This is a genomic window from Flavobacterium sp. LHD-85 (assembly GCF_030929595.1).
In the GTDB taxonomy this organism is placed as follows: Bacteria; Bacteroidota; Bacteroidia; order Flavobacteriales; family Flavobacteriaceae; genus Flavobacterium.
In genome coordinates this window covers 78,870-96,955 of sequence record NZ_JAVFVR010000008.1, presented here as the reverse complement: position 1 = coordinate 96,955, position 18,086 = coordinate 78,870, and the positions used below count along the sequence as shown (strand labels likewise).

General features: G+C 35.8%; 14 protein-coding genes. 10 read left to right on the top strand and 4 right to left on the bottom strand.

All coding sequences use genetic code 11. From position 1 onward, the window contains the following. Nucleotides 1-297: 297 nt before the first annotated feature. The 7 genes from RB618_RS14620 (at nt 298) to fucP (ending at nt 8,248) form a co-directional block, all read left to right on the top strand. Nucleotides 298-1,446: an extracellular solute-binding protein gene (locus tag RB618_RS14620; protein ID WP_308069406.1), complete on the top strand. Its 1,149-nt coding sequence runs from the start codon at nt 298-300 to the stop codon at nt 1,444-1,446. Continuing rightward, a complete protein-coding gene (locus RB618_RS14615) occupies nt 1,443-2,591 on the top strand; it encodes a CaiB/BaiF CoA-transferase family protein (RefSeq protein WP_308069405.1) in 1,149 nt (382 codons plus the stop codon). The genes RB618_RS14620 and RB618_RS14615 overlap by 4 nt, the downstream gene beginning before the upstream one ends. Before the next feature lie 187 nt (nt 2,592-2,778). Next, complete coding sequence (locus tag RB618_RS14610) at nt 2,779-3,918, top strand: CaiB/BaiF CoA-transferase family protein (protein WP_308069404.1); 1,140 nt, start codon at nt 2,779-2,781, stop codon at nt 3,916-3,918. After that, a complete protein-coding gene (locus tag RB618_RS14605; protein WP_308069403.1) occupies nt 3,918-5,174 on the top strand; it encodes an extracellular solute-binding protein in 1,257 nt (418 codons plus the stop codon). Before RB618_RS14610 ends, RB618_RS14605 begins: the two co-directional genes overlap by 1 nt. A 33-nt stretch (nt 5,175-5,207) precedes the next feature. Continuing rightward, on the top strand, nt 5,208-6,281 hold the full coding sequence (locus RB618_RS14600; RefSeq protein WP_308069402.1) for a Gfo/Idh/MocA family oxidoreductase: 1,074 nt from the start codon (nt 5,208-5,210) through the stop codon (nt 6,279-6,281). 108 nt (nt 6,282-6,389) lie between these two features. Continuing rightward, nucleotides 6,390-6,830 carry a MaoC/PaaZ C-terminal domain-containing protein gene (locus tag RB618_RS14595; protein ID WP_276173181.1) on the top strand — a complete coding sequence of 147 codons (441 nt, stop codon included), beginning with the start codon at nt 6,390-6,392 and terminating at the stop codon, nt 6,828-6,830. Nucleotides 6,831-6,943: 113 nt separating this feature from the next. Beyond that, entirely contained in the window at nt 6,944-8,248 is a 1,305-nt protein-coding gene (gene fucP, locus RB618_RS14590; protein WP_308069401.1) for an L-fucose:H+ symporter permease, read from the top strand. A 752-nt stretch (nt 8,249-9,000) separates the two neighbouring features. Here fucP and RB618_RS14585 read toward each other — a convergent pair. From RB618_RS14585 to RB618_RS14570, 4 genes are all read right to left on the bottom strand, one after another. Then, a complete protein-coding gene (locus RB618_RS14585; protein WP_111376784.1) occupies nt 9,001-9,504 on the bottom strand; it encodes a hypothetical protein in 504 nt (167 codons plus the stop codon). Nucleotides 9,505-9,683: 179 nt separating this feature from the next. After that, the gene (locus RB618_RS14580) at nt 9,684-11,090 is read right to left on the bottom strand and encodes an efflux transporter outer membrane subunit (RefSeq protein WP_111376785.1); all 1,407 of its coding nucleotides are present in this window, start codon (nt 11,088-11,090) and stop codon (nt 9,684-9,686) included. 18 nt (nt 11,091-11,108) lie between these two features. Further along, entirely contained in the window at nt 11,109-14,279 is a 3,171-nt protein-coding gene (locus RB618_RS14575; protein WP_308069400.1) for an efflux RND transporter permease subunit, read from the bottom strand. Between the two features lie 5 nt (nt 14,280-14,284). Next, complete coding sequence (locus tag RB618_RS14570; RefSeq protein WP_308069399.1) at nt 14,285-15,439, bottom strand: efflux RND transporter periplasmic adaptor subunit; 1,155 nt, start codon at nt 15,437-15,439, stop codon at nt 14,285-14,287. 265 nt (nt 15,440-15,704) lie between these two features. Here RB618_RS14570 and RB618_RS14565 point away from each other — a divergent pair, with 265 nt between their 5' ends. Genes RB618_RS14565 through RB618_RS14555 form a run of 3 tightly spaced genes read left to right on the top strand, consistent with a single transcriptional unit; the run spans nt 15,705 to nt 17,792 of the window. Further along, nucleotides 15,705-16,751 carry a histidine kinase gene (locus RB618_RS14565; RefSeq protein ID WP_308069398.1) on the top strand — a complete coding sequence of 349 codons (1,047 nt, stop codon included), beginning with the start codon at nt 15,705-15,707 and terminating at the stop codon, nt 16,749-16,751. Then, entirely contained in the window at nt 16,748-17,479 is a 732-nt protein-coding gene (locus tag RB618_RS14560; protein WP_308069397.1) for a LytTR family DNA-binding domain-containing protein, read from the top strand. Before RB618_RS14565 ends, RB618_RS14560 begins: the two co-directional genes overlap by 4 nt. 19 nt (nt 17,480-17,498) lie before the next feature. Beyond that, the gene (locus RB618_RS14555; protein WP_308069396.1) at nt 17,499-17,792 is read left to right on the top strand and encodes a DUF3861 domain-containing protein; all 294 of its coding nucleotides are present in this window, start codon (nt 17,499-17,501) and stop codon (nt 17,790-17,792) included. The last annotated feature ends 294 nt before the right edge of the window (nt 17,793-18,086 follow it).

The window sequence follows — 18,086 nt, the reverse complement described above, 5'->3', positions numbered from 1 at the left end:
ATAAAAAGCAAAGCAGAATTAATAAATGTAAAAAACACAATTACAAAAATACTTTTTAAAAATTAATATCCGAGATATATTTCATTTTCCTATTCTTAAAATAACTAAACTTTAAATTTTTATAACATTTTTTAAACGGTTTGTAAAAATTATATCACTAATTCTCCTATTATGCAAAAAGATTCTTTAATAAATAAAGGATTTCTTGTTCATTTAAATCTTATTTCTACTTTTGTAATTGTATTTTTTACATTTATTCTTTCAAACGATTTCACTACCTAAAATTCCTATATAAAAATGATAAAATTAAAAGGCATAACTTGGAATCATACAAGAGGTTTACTACCAATGGTTGCCACATCACAGCGTTTTACAGAACTACATCCTGATGTTGAAATTTCTTGGGAGAAAAGAAGCTTACAAGAATTTGCAGATGCCTCTATCGAAGACTTAGCCAAAAGATTTGATTTATTGGTAATCGATCATCCTTGGACAGGTTTTGGAGCGCAGACCAAAGCGATTCTTCCGTTATCTGATTATTTATCAAACGAATATATTAAAGATCAAGAAAATAATACTGTTGGAAAATCGTACGGAAGTTATGTTTTTCACGACAAATTATGGGCGCTTCCTATCGATGCTGCAACTCCGGTTGCCTCTGCCCGATTGGATCTTTTAGAAAAAAATAATTTAGAAGTTCCTAAGACTTATGATGATTTATTGGCATTAGCCAAAAAAGGCTTAGTCGCTTTTGCCGGAATTCCAGTAGATGTTTTAATGAGTTTTTATATGTTTTGCTGCAGTTTGGGTGAAGCTCCTTTTCTTTCGGAAGAAAAAGTGATTTCTGAAACTACAGGAATCAAAGCGCTTCAAATGTTTAGAGAACTGGCGCAGTTGATTGATCCAGCTAACTTTGATCGTAATCCAATCCAGGTTTACGAAGCAATGGTCAATTCAAACGAAATTGCGTATTGCCCGTTTGCTTATGGTTATTCTAATTATTCTCGCGTTGGCTACAGCCAAAATCTTTTACATTTTTATGATTTAGTAAAATTGAATGAGAATCCAATGATTTCTTCTTTGGGCGGAACTGGATTAGCAGTTTCTTCATTCAGCGAACATATTGAAACAGCCATAAAATATGCTGAATTTACGTGTTCATCACAAGTTCAGCAAAATATTTATACCGATAATGGCGGTCAACCGGGTCATTTGCAAGCTTGGAAAAGCGAAAGAATTAATGGCGTGACACACGATTATTTCAAAAATACACTTCCCGCTTTAGAACGCGCTTTCCTTCGTCCAAGATATTATGGACACATGTATTTCCAAGATCATGCGGGAGATGTGGTTCGTAATTATTTGATGAACGGCGGAGACGAATTAAAAGTATTGGAAGAAATGAATTCGCTTTACGCGGAATCTCTAAAAATCCAGACCGTATGAGACCTTTAGAAGGATTAGTTGTTCTGGAATTCTGCCAGTTTTTAGCAGGACCTTCGGCAGGATTAAAACTAGCCGACTTGGGCGCACGCGTTATCAAAATTGAGCGTCCTGTAAAAGGTGAAGCCTGCAGACAATTGAGCATCAAAGATTTATTTGTAGACGATAGCAGTTTACTTTTTCATACGATTAATAGAAACAAAGAATCTTTTGCAGCCGATTTGAAAAACCCTGACGATTTGGTTTTAATTAAAAAACTAATCGAAAAGGCTGATATTATGACACATAATTTCAGACCTGGAGTGATGGAAAAAATCGGTTTAGATTTTGAAAATACGCTTTCTATAAATCCGCAGCTTATTTACGGAACCATTACAGGTTACGGAAATGAAGGGCCGTGGGCAAAAAAACCCGGACAAGATTTATTATTACAATCGCTTTCTGGTTTAAGCTGGTTGAGCGGACGTAAAAGCCAAGGCCCAGTTCCTTTTGGTTTGGCTGTAGCCGATTTAATGTGTGGCAATCATTTTGTACAAGGAATTTTAGCAGCGCTTCTAAAAAGAGCCAAAACTAAAAAAGGCGTTTTGGTTGAAGTCAGTTTACTGGAATCGATTCTAGATGTGCAGTTTGAAGCGATTACTTCTTTCTTAAATGATGGCGGTCAATTGCCTGAACGTGGTGATATTAAAGGAAGTGCACATGCTTTTTTAAGTGCGCCTTACGGAGTTTATCAAACGCAAGACGGTTATTTATCTCTTGCAATGGGCGATTTACTTTTCATTGGAAAAACATTAGGTTTAGATTTAAACGCTTTCGCTGATAAACACCTTTGGTTTGAAAAAAGAGATGAAATCAGAACGATTTTGAGTGAAAGAATTAAAACCCAAACATCTGATTATTGGATTGAAATATTACAGAAAGAAGGTATTTGGTGCGGCAAAGTTTTCAATTACGAAGAACTGGACAATCAGCCCTTTGTAACTGAATTACAGCTGAAACAAACCGTGAAAAATACCGAAGGCGAAACTTTGGTAACCACCAGAAGTCCGATACAATTGGATGGAGAAATTCTGTTAAGCGAAAAAGCAGCTCCAAAAGTAGGTCAGGATAATTTAAGTATACACGAAGAGTTTATTCAAGCAAGATAATACGCAACAGCTTAAATTAAAATCTGTGAAAATCTGCTTTAATCTGTACAAATCTGCGTGAAAATATCTTTGCGCAAAAAGTATTTCACGCAGATTCAAAAAGATTTTAGCAGATCAAATTAGATTTTAATTGTTGAATGAAAACGATTAAACAAATAACCGATTAAACGGTTAAACAAATAAAAAAATGAAACCATTAGAAGATTATTTAATTGTAGATTTCAGTCAGTTTCTTTCGGGTCCGTCGGCGAGTTTGCGTTTGGCAGATTTAGGAGCGCGCGTGATAAAAATTGAAAAACCGGGAACGGGAGATATCTGCCGTACTTTATATACTTCTGATTTGATTATGAACGGCGAATCGTCGGTTTTTCATACCATCAACAGAAACAAAGAATCTTTTGCAATTGATTTTAAACAACCAGAAGAGCTTCAAAAACTAAAAAAATTATTAGCCAAAGCTGATGTTGTCATGCATAATTTCAGACCCGGAGTTATGGAACGCATTGGTTTGAGTTATGATGACGTAAAAAGCATTAATCCAAATGTAATTTATGGGTCAATTTCAGGTTTTGGAGAGCATCCAGATTTGAAAGATTTACCAGGGCAAGATTTGCTTTTACAATCTTTAACTGCTTTAACTTGGCTGAGTGGCAATCAAGAAGACGGTCCAGTTCCAATGGGATTGTCGATTGTAGATATGCTTGCGGGCGCGCATTTAGCGCAAGGAATTCTGGCCGCTTTATATAGAAAAGCAACGCATAATATTGGTGCACAAATTCAAGTGAGTATGCTGGAATCGGCGTTTGATTTTCAATTTGAAACAATTACGACATATTTTAATGATGGAGGAGAGTTACCTGTTCGAACTAAAACCAATAATGCACACGCTTATTTAGGCGCGCCATACGGAATTTACAAAACCAAAAATGGCTATTTAGCTTTAGCAATGGGATCAATTCCTGTTTTGGCTTCTTTGCTAAAATGTGATGCTTTATTAGCTTTCCCTGAAAATAAATTTACGCTTAGAGACGAAATCAAAAATATTCTTGCCGATCATCTGCAAACGCAGGAAACGCAGTTTTGGTTGGATATTTTAGAACCAGCTGACATTTGGTGCGCAGGAGTTTTAAACTATCAGCAGTTATTTGCCGAAGATGGATTTAAGGTTTTGAATTTCACCCAGCAAGTCGAAATGTTGGACGGCTACACTTATAAAACAACACGCTGTCCGATAAAAATCGACGGCGAATATCTGACTTCTGGAAAAGGTTCTCCGAAACTGGGTCAGGACAACGAGAAAATTATTAAAGAATTTATTGACTGTTAATGGAAAAAATTAGAATCGCCGTTCGTAAATTCGATCCTTTCGAAAGTACACTTCGAAAATTATGGGATGCATTTTCACTTCGAAACAATATAAAAATGGAAGCAGAAATGGTTGCCTTAGAACTTCATGATTTGTACGAAACTACCATTTCTGAAAAAGGTTTAAAAGAAGGAAAATGGGATATTGCTCATATCAATACCGATTGGATTTTTGATGCTGTAAACGAAAATGCGGTTCTTAATTTATTTCCATTAATTGGAGAAAATCCGCCAGAAAATTATCCTTTTGGGTGGCATAAATCGCTTTTGCATTTACAAAAACTAAGTAATGGCATTTTCGGGCTTCCTTTTCACGATGGTCCAGAATGCTTGATTTACAGAAAAGATTTATTCGAAAACGAAACAGAAAAAGAGAATTTTAAAAAACAGTTTGGTTACGAACTTGCTACACCAAAAACATGGCAGGAATTCGCCCAAATTGCCACATTTTTTAATCGTCCCGAACAAAATTTATACGGTGCTGTTTTTGCCAATTATCCAGACGGACATAATATGGTTTTTGACTTCTGTCTTCAGTTATGGACGCGCGGCGGTTCTTTATTAAACAAAAAAAATCAGATTGACATTCATAACGAAGCAGCAATAAAAGCGTTGGACTTTTATCGTAAAATGGTCAATGACAAAAATGCTGTTCATCCAAAATCAAGAGAATTTGGTTCGGTTGAAGCAGGTTTGGCTTTCGCCGAAGGACAAGCAGCAATGGCCATCAACTGGTTCGGATTTGCTTCTATGGCAGAAGTAATTGAAGAATCGAAAGTGAAAGGAAAAATCGACATCACTTCTCTTCCATCTGATCCAGGTCACAAAACAGCTTCTTTGAATGTGTATTGGCTTTATACTATTGGTTCTGGAAGCAAACACCAAAAGCTGGCTTACGATTTTTTACGTTTTGCAACAACGCCTGAAAGCGATAAATTATTAACTACTGAAGGCGGTATTGGATGCCGAAAATCAACTTGGAAAGACGAAGAAATCAATACTTTAATTCCATTTTATCATAAACTGGAAATGCTTCATGAAAATGCATTAACATTGCCTCAAACCCCAATTTGGCCAAAAGTAGCTGAACTGATTGACGGCGCTGTTTTAAAAGCTATTGAAACTGATACTGCTTCTGAAACACTTTTAGAAGAAACTCAAAAGAAAATAAAAAAACTAAGTCAAGGAACAACATTACACAGTTCTGTCAAAAATTAAATTTGGCAAACTTAATTTCAAAATATAGAAAAAATGAATATTCCCTATAAACCTTTACTTCCCCAAACAGAACAGCCCATTGTAATTATTGGAGCAAGCGGTATTGTAAAAGATGCGCATCTTCCTGCTTATGAAATGGCTGGTTTTAAAGTTTTTGGTATTACCAACAGAACAATTTCGAAAGCATACGATTTACAAAAACAATTTAAAATCGATCATGTTTTTGAAAATGTTGCCGATGCTGTTAAAAATGCACCATCAAATGCTGTTTACGACATTACGGTTTTACCAGATCAATATATTGAAATTCTAGAACAATTGCCTGATGGAGCTGCGGTTTTGATTCAGAAACCAATGGGAAATGATTTAGCTCAAGCACGTGAAATTGTAGCGGTTTGTGAAAGAAAAAATCTTGTCGCTGCCATCAATTTCCAATTGCGTTTTGCTTCATTTGTAAGTGCTGCCAGATATTTAATCGATCAGGGAATTATTGGCGAATTATATGATTTAGAATTTAAAGTTACCGTAAATACACCTTGGGAATTGTTTCCTTTAATTAAAGAACATCCGAGATTGGAGATTCTTTTCCATAGCGTTCATTATATTGACTGCATTCGATCTTTTCTGGGAAATCCTAAAAGCGTTTATGCTAAAACAGCCAAACATCCGCTTAAAAAATTATCATCAAGCCGATCTACTATTATTTTAGATTATGGCGAGAATATGCACGTGGTAATCAATACCAATCACGATCATCATTTTGGTCCAAAACATGAAGAAAGTTACATCAAATGGGAAGGAACAAAAGGCGCTGTTAAAGCAAAAATGGGATTGTTGATGAACTATCCTGACGGTCTTCCCGATGTTTTTGAGTACGCTTTGCCAAAAAAAGATAATGAAAATGAATACGAATGGACAGAAGTAAAACTAGAAGGTTCGTGGTTTCCAGAAGCTTTTATTGGTGCAATGTCCAATCTGATGCGTTACAAAGAGGGTTCTGACTCAAAATTGTCTGCCAGCGTTCAAGATGTTTTAGGCACGATGAAAGTTGTAGAAGCTTGCTATGCGAGTAGTAAAAACGGTGGAATTTCTTTTGATGAAGTGTAATTAAAACACTATATTTCAAAACCAAAAAACAAAAATTAAGTCCTCTTTCAAACAACCGTGATTTTAACAGTGATTTGAACGAGCAAGACAGATAAAAATATCAAGATTATGTATTTTAAATCGACTTTTTTCGAAGATTACCAAATCGACGACAAACGAGTAACTTTAGGCAGAACAATAACAGAAACGGACTTCGTGGTTCACGCCGGACACACTGGAGATTTCTTCCCACACCACATGGACGAAGAATGGTGCAAAACTCAGCCATTCGGACAAAGAATTGCGCACGGAACCATGGTTTTCGCTATCGGAATCGGATTAACCGCTTCTGAAATAAATCCTGAAGCTTTTTCTAGAGGTTACGATAAAATGCGTTTTGTAAAACCAGTTCATATCGGCGACACCATTCATTCTGAAATTACGATTTCTGAAAAAGGAGAAGCCAAAAATCCAGAAATGGGAACTGTAACAGAACATGTAGAGATCATTAACCAACGCGGTGAAGTCGTTTTGGTATGTGATCACTTACTTTTAGTGAAGAAAAAATAATTTTCTTCAAGGGACAAAGGTTCAAAGGCGAAAAGGAACAGAGGTTTCTTCACTTTGAACCTTTGCCACTTTGAACCTCTGAACCTTTAAAAAACAACTAAAAAACTATCTAAATGCAAATTACAAACCAAGCCGGCGATCAACATGAAGTGCCAACAGAAGGCGGAAATCAAAAGCAATATCTTTTGCCTTTTATCCTCGTTACATGCCTATTTTTTCTGTGGGGAATGGCCCACAACTTAGATTCAGTTTTGATTCCTCACTTAAAGAAAGCCTGCGAATTAAACAATCGTCAATCTACTTTAATTGATACTTCTGTATTTTTTGCTTATTTTATTATGGCGATTCCTGCGGGAATGCTGATTAAAAGATTTGGTTATAAAAACAGTATTATAACAGGTTTATTAGTTTTTGCAGTAGGAGCTTTTTTGTTCGTTCCGGCGGCTAATACCAGAACTTACGAATTATTTTTGTTTGCCCTTTTTGTAATTGGATGCGGTTTAACTATTTTAGAAACAAGTGCGAATCCATACGCAGCGATTTTAGGACCAGCAGAATCTTCTTCTAAAAGATTGAATTTAGCAGCTTCGTTCAACGGATTGGCCGCAATGGTTGCTCCAATAGTAGGTTCGTTATTTATTCTTTCAGGAACCAATCATACGCCAGAACAAATGGCAGCAATGCCTGAGGCCGAAAAAGCGGCTTATTTATTAGGCGAAGCAGCTTCTGTAAAAATGCCTTATATTGTTTTAGGAAGCATCTTAGTTTTAGTTGCTATTATATTTTACTTCGTACAATTGCCTTCAATGAAAGCAACTCATGCTGAAGCTGAAATCAAACCTGGATTCTTCTCTGTTTTAAAATTTAGACATTTAAGCTGGGGCGTTGTGGCTCAGTTTTTCTATGTGGGTGCGCAAGTTTGCATTACAAGTTTCTTCATCAGAATTGCACAGCAAGGCGCTGGATTAGACGAAAAAACTGCTGGATATTATTTAGGAATCTATGGTTTCCTTTTCATGGCAGGGCGTTTCATTGGAACTTTCTTTTTGCGTTTTGTAAAAGATTATGTTTTATTGTCGATCTACTGCGTAATGAGTGTTTTATTATGTTTAGTTGCCATTTACGGTTCTGGAATTGTGGTTATTTATGCTCTAGGAGGAATCGGGTTCTTTATGTCAATTATGTTTCCAACTATTTTTTCTTTAGGAATTAAAGGCTTGAAATCTAATACAGAAACAGGTTCTTCTTGGTTGGTAATGTCAATTGTTGGTGGTGCTATTATTCCTTATGGAATGGGAACTTTGATTGATATGAATCATGATGATATTCAGTCGGGATATATTATTCCATTAATCTGCTTTTTGATTATTCTTTCTTTTGGGGCTATTGGGCATAAGGTAAAAACGGTTTCTGAATAGTTTTTTAGCCACAGATTATTTGGATTAAAAAGATTTTTTTTAGCCACTACCCGAGCGATAGCGAGCAGGCGAAGCAATTGCACGAATTAACACGAATTTTTATTTTTAAAATATCAATTGCCTCCAGCTTTAGCTGGAGTTTTTTTGTTTATTGGGAATAAAAGGCTTTAGCCAAACTTTTGCGCCTAGTTTGGCTAAAGCCAATAAATGTAGAATCTAGTAACCTCCAGCTAAAGCTGGAGGCAATTCATTTTAGCTATGAATTAGCAAATAAAATGCAAAAGCTCTGGCGGAGCGAAATATTTATAGCAAAAAATTCCAACGCAAGAAAAAAGCTCCAGAGGACCGAAATATTTGTAGCAAAAAATTCCCAACGCATGAAAAAAACTCCAGAGGAGCGAAATATTTGTAGCAAAAAATTCCCAACGCATGAAAAAAGCTCCGGAGGAGCGAAATATTTGTAGCAAAAAATTCCCAACGCAAGAAAAAAGCTCTGGAGGAGCGAAATATTTGTAGCAATGGCGGAGCGATACAATATCATCACAATACGTTCCCCGCGGTTGAAACCGCGGGCTATATTTGAAATACATAATCGATACATTCTATATTCTATATTCTATATTCTATATTCTATATTCTATATTCTATATTCTATATTCTATTTTCTATTTTCTATTTTCTATTTTCTATTTTCTTATGACATAAAATCAAAAACGCCTCCAATTGGAGGCGTTTTCTTTTAGTCATGTTTATTAATGGTGTTTGCCATTACCGTGATCGTGGTTCTTGTCTGACTTATTCTTTCCTTGGCTGTTTCCGTTGCCATTGTTCCCACTATTTCCTTTATCATTTCCGTAGTGGTTTCCGTTGTTTCCTTTTGGCTTTTCACCTCTATTTTTTTGAGGTTTTCCATGGTAACCTTTCGGATATTCAGCTCTATGTTTTGAATGATAGTAATAAGGAGAATTTCCTCTATAATCAGTCAAAACTACTTTATATCCTGAATACAAATCATAGTTTCTATATATAGACGGAAGTCTTCTTTCACGAATCCATTTTCCGCTATTGGCATAAATAAATACGCTTTGATTTATATCATAATACACATCGATATCTGGCAAATAATAGTATCTGCTGTTGTCGTAACCTTGCGGTCCCCAATTTGGAGGAGTACCAATATTTACATTTACTGATACTTGAGCTTGAGCAAAAAATGCACTCATAAAAAGCACTGAGGCGAATATTAACTTTTTCATGTCTTTAGAATTTAAATGTTAACTGTAGTGGATATTAATCGAAATTAATGCCAAAGATTTGTGTTTCAAGCATTCATTATACAAAATTACGAAACTAATCGACGAATAGCGCTTTTTGAACGATGTACTTTTCAAAAAACCGTCTCAGGTTTTGAGACGGTTTTTATCATTATAAACAATTATTTCCAACCACCACCCAACGCTCTGTACAAATTAATAACAGCTTGCAATTTTTGTAGGTTATCATTTACGCCGTTTAATTGCGCCGCTAAAAGGTTTTGTTGCGATGTAAGTACATCTGTATAGTTAGTTGCAGAACTATATTCTAAAAGTTCTTGTGTAAAGTCTACTGCTTTTTCTAAAGCTGCAATTTGTTTGGCTCTAGAATCTTCTTTTTCAACAGCCATTTGGTACGCATACAAGGCATTTGAAACTTCCTGACCTGCCACTAAAAGACTTTGCTGGAAATTATTATATGCTTGTAATTGTTGCGACTGAGCTGTAGTCAATCTCATTTTATTTAAGCCGTTATTGAATAAAGGCTGTGTTAATCCTCCAATAATCGAATAAAAGATAGAATGGCTGAAGAAATCATTCAATTCTAAATTTGAAAATCCTGTGCTTGCTGTAAGCGTCAGACTTGGATAAAAATACGTTTTAGCCAAATTAGTCGATTCAAAAGCGACTCTGAAATTAAATTCCGCTTGACGGACATCTGGACGATTATTTAATAGCTGCGCAGGCATTCCGATTGCGATTTTTTCAGGAATAATCTGTGTTCCTAGAACTCCTCTATCAATTGGTCCAGGCCCTTGTCCAAGCAAAATATTTAAAGCATTTTCGGTTTCACGAATGCTTTGCTTCAAGTCTGGAATTAAAACTTCTGCTGCATGCTGATTGGCTTCACTTTGAACAACAGCTGCACCCGTTACAATTGCTCCTTCTTTTAAAGCTTTGATGGTTTCAACATTTTCGATACGGCTTTTTAATGTTTCTTCCGTGATTTTTAACGATTCATCATAAGATAAAAGCAAGAAGTAATTATTGGCAATATCGGCAATCAATTGCGTTTGAACTGCTTGCTTTGCAGCATCAGAAGCTAAATAGGTTGCTAAAGCTGCTCTTTTAGAACTGCTTAATTTTCCCCAAACATCAATCTCCCAAGAACTGCTTACGCCTAATTTGTAAGTTGTAGTTAAGGTATTAATGTTGATTCCTGCCGGAAAGTTTAATCCTGCCTGAGATTGTTTGTTATGCGTTACATTGGCATCCAATTGCAAGCTTGGATAATAAGCCAATTTACTCTGACGCAAAGAGGCTCTTGCCTGAACAATGTTCTCAATTGCATTTTTCAGATTCAAGTTTTGTTCTAAACCTTTTTGAATTAATGCATTCAGCTTTTCATCTTTAAAAACAGTATTCCAAGGCATATCTGCAATTGTTGTCGAATCGGTTGTCGACTGATCACGATACAATTGGTCTGTTTTTAATGTTGTGGGACGTTCGTATTTCTTGGTAACAGAGCACGCACTAATAAGTGCGGCTGTCATTACCAGTAAAATATATTTATTTGAACTATTCGTCATTTTTCTTGTAATTAAATTTTACTCTTTGTGAGCTTCTATTAAATGAATTTCGTCTTCATCGTCGTCTTCATCATCATAACCTTCTTTTGCAGGACCGCTTACTTTTTCTTGTAAAGTTTGGAAAATGATAAACAGAACCGGAATAACAAATACCCCTAAAATCGTTCCGATTAACATACCTCCAACGGCACCAGTACCAATAGATTTATTACCGACAGCACCTGCTCCAGAAGCAAACATTAACGGAACTAATCCTAAAATAAAGGCAAACGAAGTCATCAAAATTGGACGTAAACGCGCTACTGCTCCATCAATTGCCGCTTGCACAATCGGAAGTCCTTTTCTTCTTCTATCCAAAGCAAATTCGACAATCAAAATACCGTTCTTCGCCAGAAGTCCGATAAGCATGATTAAGGAAATCTGCAGGTAAATGTTACTATTCAATTTGAAAATAATCGAGAACAAATATGCTCCTGCTAATCCAAACGGAATTGAAAATAATACCGCAAATGGCAAAATATAACTTTCGTATTGTGCACTCAGTAAGAAATAAACGAAAACTAAACATAAAAGGAATATGAAAATCGTTTCACTTCCCGAAGCTAATTCCTCACGTGTTAAACCCGAAAACTCATACCCGTAACCTGCAGGAAGATTTTCTGCAGCCACTTCCTGAATTGCCTTAATAGCATCTCCAGAACTGTAGCCTGGTTTTGGCGCTCCCGTAATCGAAATTGACGTAAATAAGTTAAATCTCGAAATAGATTCTGGTCCAAAAACTCTCGTCATTTTTACAAACTCAGTAATTGGCGCCATGTTTCCTGCACTATTTCTAACGAAAATCTTATTCAACCCTTCCGTATTCGTTCTGAATTCTGGAGCTGCCTGAACCATTACACGATATTGTTTCCCAAATTTATTGAAATTCGAAGCATACAATCCACCGTAATATCCTTGCATAGTTGACAGAATCGTATTTACCGAAACTCCCGCATCTTTCGCTTTCGCTAAATTAATATCCATCATATACTGAGGGAAACCAGGGTTAAATGGCGTTGTCGCATATTGAATTTCTGGGCGCTCTGATAATTTTGCCAAGAATTCGTTATTAACTTTATAGAACTCAGAAGTCGTGTGTCCTCCTTTATCCTGCAATTGGAATTCGAATCCACCACTTTGTCCAAAACCTTGAATAGTTGGAGGCGAAATAAAGAAAATATTGGCTTCGCGAATACCGCTTGTTTTTGCAAAAAGCTGTCCGATTACATCATCAACGCTAAGGTCACGCTGATCCCAAGGATATAATTTTACAATAACCATACTGTACGCACTACCCGCTCCTGCTGTAAAGTTCTGTCCGACAATACGAAGTGTATTTTTAACTCCCGGAATAGTTTTCGCAATACTATCTACTCTTTTTGCAATAATATCAGAACGCTCCATAGAAGCCGATGGCGGTAAACTGATATTAGCAAAAACAGTTCCCTGATCCTCTGACGGAACGAAAGCAGATGGAGTCGTTTTCATCATATAAACTAATGCAACACCAGCAATTACAATAGAAGCCAATGCAATCCATTTTTTCGCAGAAAGGAAACTTACAGAACGTTTGTATCTTGCTGTAACATTATCGAATGCAACGTTAAATGAAGTATAAAAACGCTGTAAATAGCTTTTATGTTTATGGTCATCAGCATGCGGTTTCAATAAAAGCGCACATAAAGCCGGACTCAAAGTCAAGGCGTTTACTGCCGAAAGAATAATCGCAACAGCCAATGTAATACCAAACTGTTTGTAGAAAACCCCAGTTGATCCGTTAATAAAGGTTACTGGAATAAATACCGCGGCCATTACCAATGTAATCGAAATAATCGCTCCCGAAATTTCGTCCATTGCATGAATCGTCGCTTTTTTAGCCGATTTATATCCGTGATCCAATTTGGCGTGAACGGCCTCGACGACGACAATCGCATCATCGACCACAATACCAATGGCGAGTACCATCGCAAAAAGCGTCAATAAGTTAATCGTAAATCCGAATAAATTCAAGAAGAAGAACGTACCCACAATCGCAACCGGAACTGCAATCGCCGGAATTAAAGTCGATCTAAAATCTTGAAGGAAAATAAAAACTACGATAAAAACCAATATAAAGGCTTCAACCAAAGTATGAATTACTTTTTCGATAGAAGCATCCAAGTTTTCGTTAACGTCAACCATAATGGTGTACTTCATTCCTTTTGGAAAACTTTTTGCTGCTTCTTCAATTAGTTTTTTAGAATTGATAATTACATCACGCGCATTAGATCCAGGAGTCTGGCTGATTGCCATTGCTGCCGATTCTACACCGTTTGTTTTAATGGTTGATGAATAACTTAAAGATCCTAACTCAACTTTAGCAACATCTTTAAGCCTTAGCATCTGCCCGTTTCCAACAGATTTTATAACAATGTCTTCAAATTCTTGAGCACTTGTTAAACGTCCTTTGTATTTAATTACATATTGAAATGCCTGATTTCCGTTTTCACCAAATTTACCTGGTGCTGCCTCGATATTCTGTTCTGCTAAAGCTGCCGAAATATCGCTTGGAATCAGTTTGTATTGTTGCATTATATCTGGTTTCAGCCAGATTCTCATAGAATAATCTTTAGCACCAAAAACGGTTACATCTCCAACCCCAACAACACGTTGGATTTGAGGCACAAGGTTAATCTTTGCATAGTTTTGAAGAAACGTCTGATCGTAAGCTTTATCATCACTGTATAAAGAGAAAATCAACAAATTACTGCTCTGGCTTTTAGTTACTGTAACCCCAGCCTGAGTTACCTCTACTGGCAGTAAACTCGTTGCTCTAGAAACCCTGTTCTGAACGTTTACCGCTGCTAAGTCAGGATTTGTTCCTACTTTAAAGAAAACTTTGATCGATGCATTACCATCATTTGTTGCTGTAGAAGTCATGTACGTCATGTTTTCTACACCATTGATCTGCTCTTCAAGCGGAATCACGATACTTTTAAGTACCACATCGGCATTGGCTCCAGTATAACTTGCCGCAACGTTTACCGTTGGCGGCGCGATATCTGGATATTGGGAAATCGGTAACTCTATTAGGCCTAAAATACCTAAAATAACGATAATAACAGATATTACCGTTGAGAGTACGGGTCTTTGTATAAATCTTTTAAACATTTTTTTTATTTTAAATCGGCGTAAACTGTTTCCGTGCTTTGATTTTGGGCTTTAATTTCAGTTCCTTCTTTTAATGAGGCTACTCCTTCCAATACGATTTCATCACCAGGATTTAATCCGCTTGTTACCACGTAATAGTTTCCAGCCGAATTGTCCAATACAGTGATATTAGCATTTCTTGTCTTTTTGTCTTTTCCTAAAACAACTGCAAACATTTTATCTTGAAGTTCAAATGTGGCACTTTGAGGAATTATAATGGCATCTTTTACATAATTCGGAATTTGCACGGTCGTACTGCTTCCGCTTCTGATAATTCCTTTTGGATTTGGGAAACGTGCTCTAAAATTAACCGTACCTGTTTCTGTATTGATTAATCCGTTTACCGTTTCAATATTTCCTTTTTGATCATAAGCTGAACCGTCTGAAAGCAGTAAAGAAACTGCTGGCATGCTTTTTATCTTTTGGTTTAATGAACCACCTGCATCTTTAGTAAAATTCAACAGTGCTTTTTCATTCATTGCAAAATAAGCATATACATTGCCAATACTCGAAACGGTTGTTAAAGGTTCGGTTGTATTAGAACTTACCAAACTTCCTAAACGGAAAGGTATTGAACCTACAACTCCATTTACTGGACTTGTAACAGTGGTATATCCTAAATTAACTTTAGCATTTACTAGAGCTGCATTTGCCTGCGCCAATGATGCCATAGCTGATTCATAAGTATATTGAGCCGATTCTAAATCGTATTTGCTGATAATTCCTTTTTCAACCAATGGTTTCACTTTGTTTACAGCCAATTTTGCCGTACTAACTTCCGCCTGAGCGCTTTTTATGCTTGCTGTGGCAGTACGAACTTGCTGCTCATATTCTGGAGCGCTGATTTTAAACAATGGCTGTCCTGCTTTGACTACAGCACCTTCATCAACAAAAATTTTATCAATATAGCCTTCAACTCGTGGGCGAATTTCTATATTTTGCTGTCCTTGTATACTAGCAGGAAAATCGCTATTTAATGTCGCTGATTTTGGCTGTAAAGTCACAGTCTTATATTCTTTAATCTGCGGCGCACCTCCGGCTTGAGCCGATTTATCATTTTTACCGCAAGAAGCGATAATAAGTGATGCTGCGAGGATGCTTAAAAATGATTGCTTATTCATTGTGAAAAATGTGTAATTATCGATTATATGCCAACAAAAGAAATAAAATATAACACACAAAATTTTTCAAATAGACGAAGAGCAAGAGACAATCGATAAAGGTAAGATGAGAACCGATGGAATTTTTTAAAATATTAAACAAGTGTTTAATTTTGTCTTATCGGCTCTAAAATGCTTTTTAGAGACTCTAATTCGGGGTTTAGCGATTGCTGAAATTTTGTATTCAAATAAAATGTAATATTGTCCATATAAATTATAAATCGTAATGACACCGAATATTTTCAGACCTTATTTATTTACTGGATTACACATTCTTGGCTGGTCTCTATTAGGGTATCTTATGCTGTTTTATATTCCACTTACTTGGAATGTTGTGCTTCCGCAAGTATTCTGGCTCTGGCAGACCATCATATTGTTTTTACTCATGGTTGTGTTTTATTCTACAGCTAAACTCATTGTACCTAAAACCATCATAAAAGATAATACTTCACTTTTTTTAGTTTGGGCCTTTTCCGCTATAATTGCCATGCAGCTCATTGCTTATTTTTACACTTCACAGACCGATCTTCATAATCAGATTATGAAAGCCATTGGTTTTAGAAAATACAAAAATCCTTATTTCGACAACTATGTTTTTACCTTGACATTATTGGTTTTAGGGATAGGAACCAGCTGGGCAATGCTGCAGCACTGGCAAAAAGCGGCACTGCACAAACAAAAACTGGAACAAGACAAAACAATGGCCGAATTGGCGATGCTAAAAGCGCAAATCAATCCGCATTTTTTCTTTAATTCCCTTAACAGCATCTATTCTCTTACGTACACCGATATTGAAGATTCTAGAAATGCGCTTCATACTTTGAGCCGAATGATGCGTTACTTGCTTTACAGCACAGAAGAGAAAACAACGCTGCTAAAAGAAGCTGAGTTTATGAGAGATTTCATTGCGTTAATGAAACTTCGTGCCAACAGTAAACTGACTATTACAACAGATATTCCTGAAAAAATACACGATTACCCAATTGTTCCGATGTTATTACTACCTTTAGTAGAAAATGCTTTTAAACATGGCGTTCATGCCACCGATAAAAGTGAGATCTACATTAAGCTTACGCAAAATGGAAGCGAACTGGAATTTGAAGTTGAAAATACTTATTTTGAAAAAACAACAGTTTCTGATGTAGGCGGAATTGGTTTAACCAACACCAAACGAAGACTGCAATTGATTTATCCGAATCAGCATTTTATTTCTTTTGGAGTTACCGATCACGGAACATATAAAATTAAGTTGAAGATAAATTTAGAGCAATGACAGTATTAAAATGTATAGCAGTAGATGATGAACCATTGGCTTTAAGACTAGTCGAAACCTTTATAGAGCAGACTCCGTTTTTAGAATTAATTTCTACTTGCGACAATGCTGTCGATGCCATGGGACTTATCAGGGAAACAAAACCTGATTTAGTTTTCTTAGATATCAATATGCCCAATTTAAGCGGAATGGAATTGGCAAGATTAATACAAGATCAAGCTGGGCCATTGCCAAAAATTATTTTTACTACCGCATATAATCATTATGCGATTGAAGGCTATAAGGTAAATGCAGTAGATTATCTTTTAAAACCCTTTAGCTACGAAGAGTTTTTGCGTGCTTCAAGCAAAGTTTTACAACTGTCAGAAGAAGCCAATAACAACTTTAATACTATTGCCGCAGATGACGAATTTATCTTTTTGAAAGTTGAATATCAATGGGTCAGGATTTCATTAAAAGATATCACCTACATTGAAAGCCTAAAAGATTATGTAAAAGTGCATCTTGAGAATTCTCAAAAAGCCTTGCTGTCGCTTATTTCGCTAAAAGCTTTAGAAGAAAAACTTCCTTCTTCAAAATTCATGCGTGTACACCGTTCATTTATTGTTTCATTAGATAAAATAAGCGCCATTAGCAAAAACTCTATTTTTATTGATAAAATAGAAATAACAGTTGGCGAACAATATAAAGAAGCCTTTAAAACATTGGTCGATAAATGGCTTAAATAAAATTTAGAATACAAAAATCATGGAAAAAAGATCAAACAAATATTACCTTACTTTGAGTCTTAAGGAATATGCAAACGGTGAAACTGAACCAGCAAAAGAACTCGGAATTGAATTTGACAATCACGACGAAATTTTTGGAATCATAGAACGAATCAAACAAAAAAACATTTTTGCAAACGAATCAGAAGCCGTTCAATTTGCTTTAGGATTAAAATTATTTACCGAAATCAAATTAAAAAACAGAAAAAACCCTCTTTTTGAAGAATTAAATGAAGTTTTTCCAATCTTCATGAAAAAGTTAAAGAGCCTTTAAAATCTTCTTTAAAAATAAGACCTCAGCCTTATTTCTTTTAAAATACTGAATGTTAAATTTCTGCTAAGAAAAAGACAATCCAGTTCTTATTGGCAATATTTTATAACAATTTATCGTTCCAATTAGGCATGTCCCACTAAATGCTTTTTCCAAAAAGAAGCTTAATTTCTGTTTTTGAAATTCTGCTGCTTCAAATAAAATGGCATAAGCATTTAGGCATTCTTAATTGAAAATAAGAGTTTGTTTGAAACTAACCATTTCATAATTAACAAACCTCTACCCTAAATCTTCACT

Excerpts from the sequence above, each read along its gene's own strand:
- RB618_RS14575 (WP_308069400.1), bottom strand. The coding sequence starts at position 14,279 with ATGTTTAAAAGATTTATACAAAGACCCGTACTCTCAACGGTAATATCT.
- RB618_RS14605 (WP_308069403.1), top strand. The coding sequence starts at position 3,918 with ATGGAAAAAATTAGAATCGCCGTTCGTAAATTCGATCCTTTCGAAAGT.
- RB618_RS14565 (WP_308069398.1), top strand. The coding sequence starts at position 15,705 with ATGACACCGAATATTTTCAGACCTTATTTATTTACTGGATTACACATT.
- fucP (WP_308069401.1), top strand. The coding sequence starts at position 6,944 with ATGCAAATTACAAACCAAGCCGGCGATCAACATGAAGTGCCAACAGAA.
- RB618_RS14560 (WP_308069397.1), top strand. The coding sequence starts at position 16,748 with ATGACAGTATTAAAATGTATAGCAGTAGATGATGAACCATTGGCTTTA.
- RB618_RS14555 (WP_308069396.1), top strand. The coding sequence starts at position 17,499 with ATGGAAAAAAGATCAAACAAATATTACCTTACTTTGAGTCTTAAGGAA.
- RB618_RS14620 (WP_308069406.1), top strand. The coding sequence starts at position 298 with ATGATAAAATTAAAAGGCATAACTTGGAATCATACAAGAGGTTTACTA.
- RB618_RS14585 (WP_111376784.1), bottom strand. The coding sequence starts at position 9,504 with ATGAAAAAGTTAATATTCGCCTCAGTGCTTTTTATGAGTGCATTTTTT.
- RB618_RS14615 (WP_308069405.1), top strand. The coding sequence starts at position 1,443 with ATGAGACCTTTAGAAGGATTAGTTGTTCTGGAATTCTGCCAGTTTTTA.
- RB618_RS14580 (WP_111376785.1), bottom strand. The coding sequence starts at position 11,090 with ATGACGAATAGTTCAAATAAATATATTTTACTGGTAATGACAGCCGCA.
- RB618_RS14595 (WP_276173181.1), top strand. The coding sequence starts at position 6,390 with ATGTATTTTAAATCGACTTTTTTCGAAGATTACCAAATCGACGACAAA.
- RB618_RS14610 (WP_308069404.1), top strand. The coding sequence starts at position 2,779 with ATGAAACCATTAGAAGATTATTTAATTGTAGATTTCAGTCAGTTTCTT.
- RB618_RS14570 (WP_308069399.1), bottom strand. The coding sequence starts at position 15,439 with ATGAATAAGCAATCATTTTTAAGCATCCTCGCAGCATCACTTATTATC.
- RB618_RS14600 (WP_308069402.1), top strand. The coding sequence starts at position 5,208 with ATGAATATTCCCTATAAACCTTTACTTCCCCAAACAGAACAGCCCATT.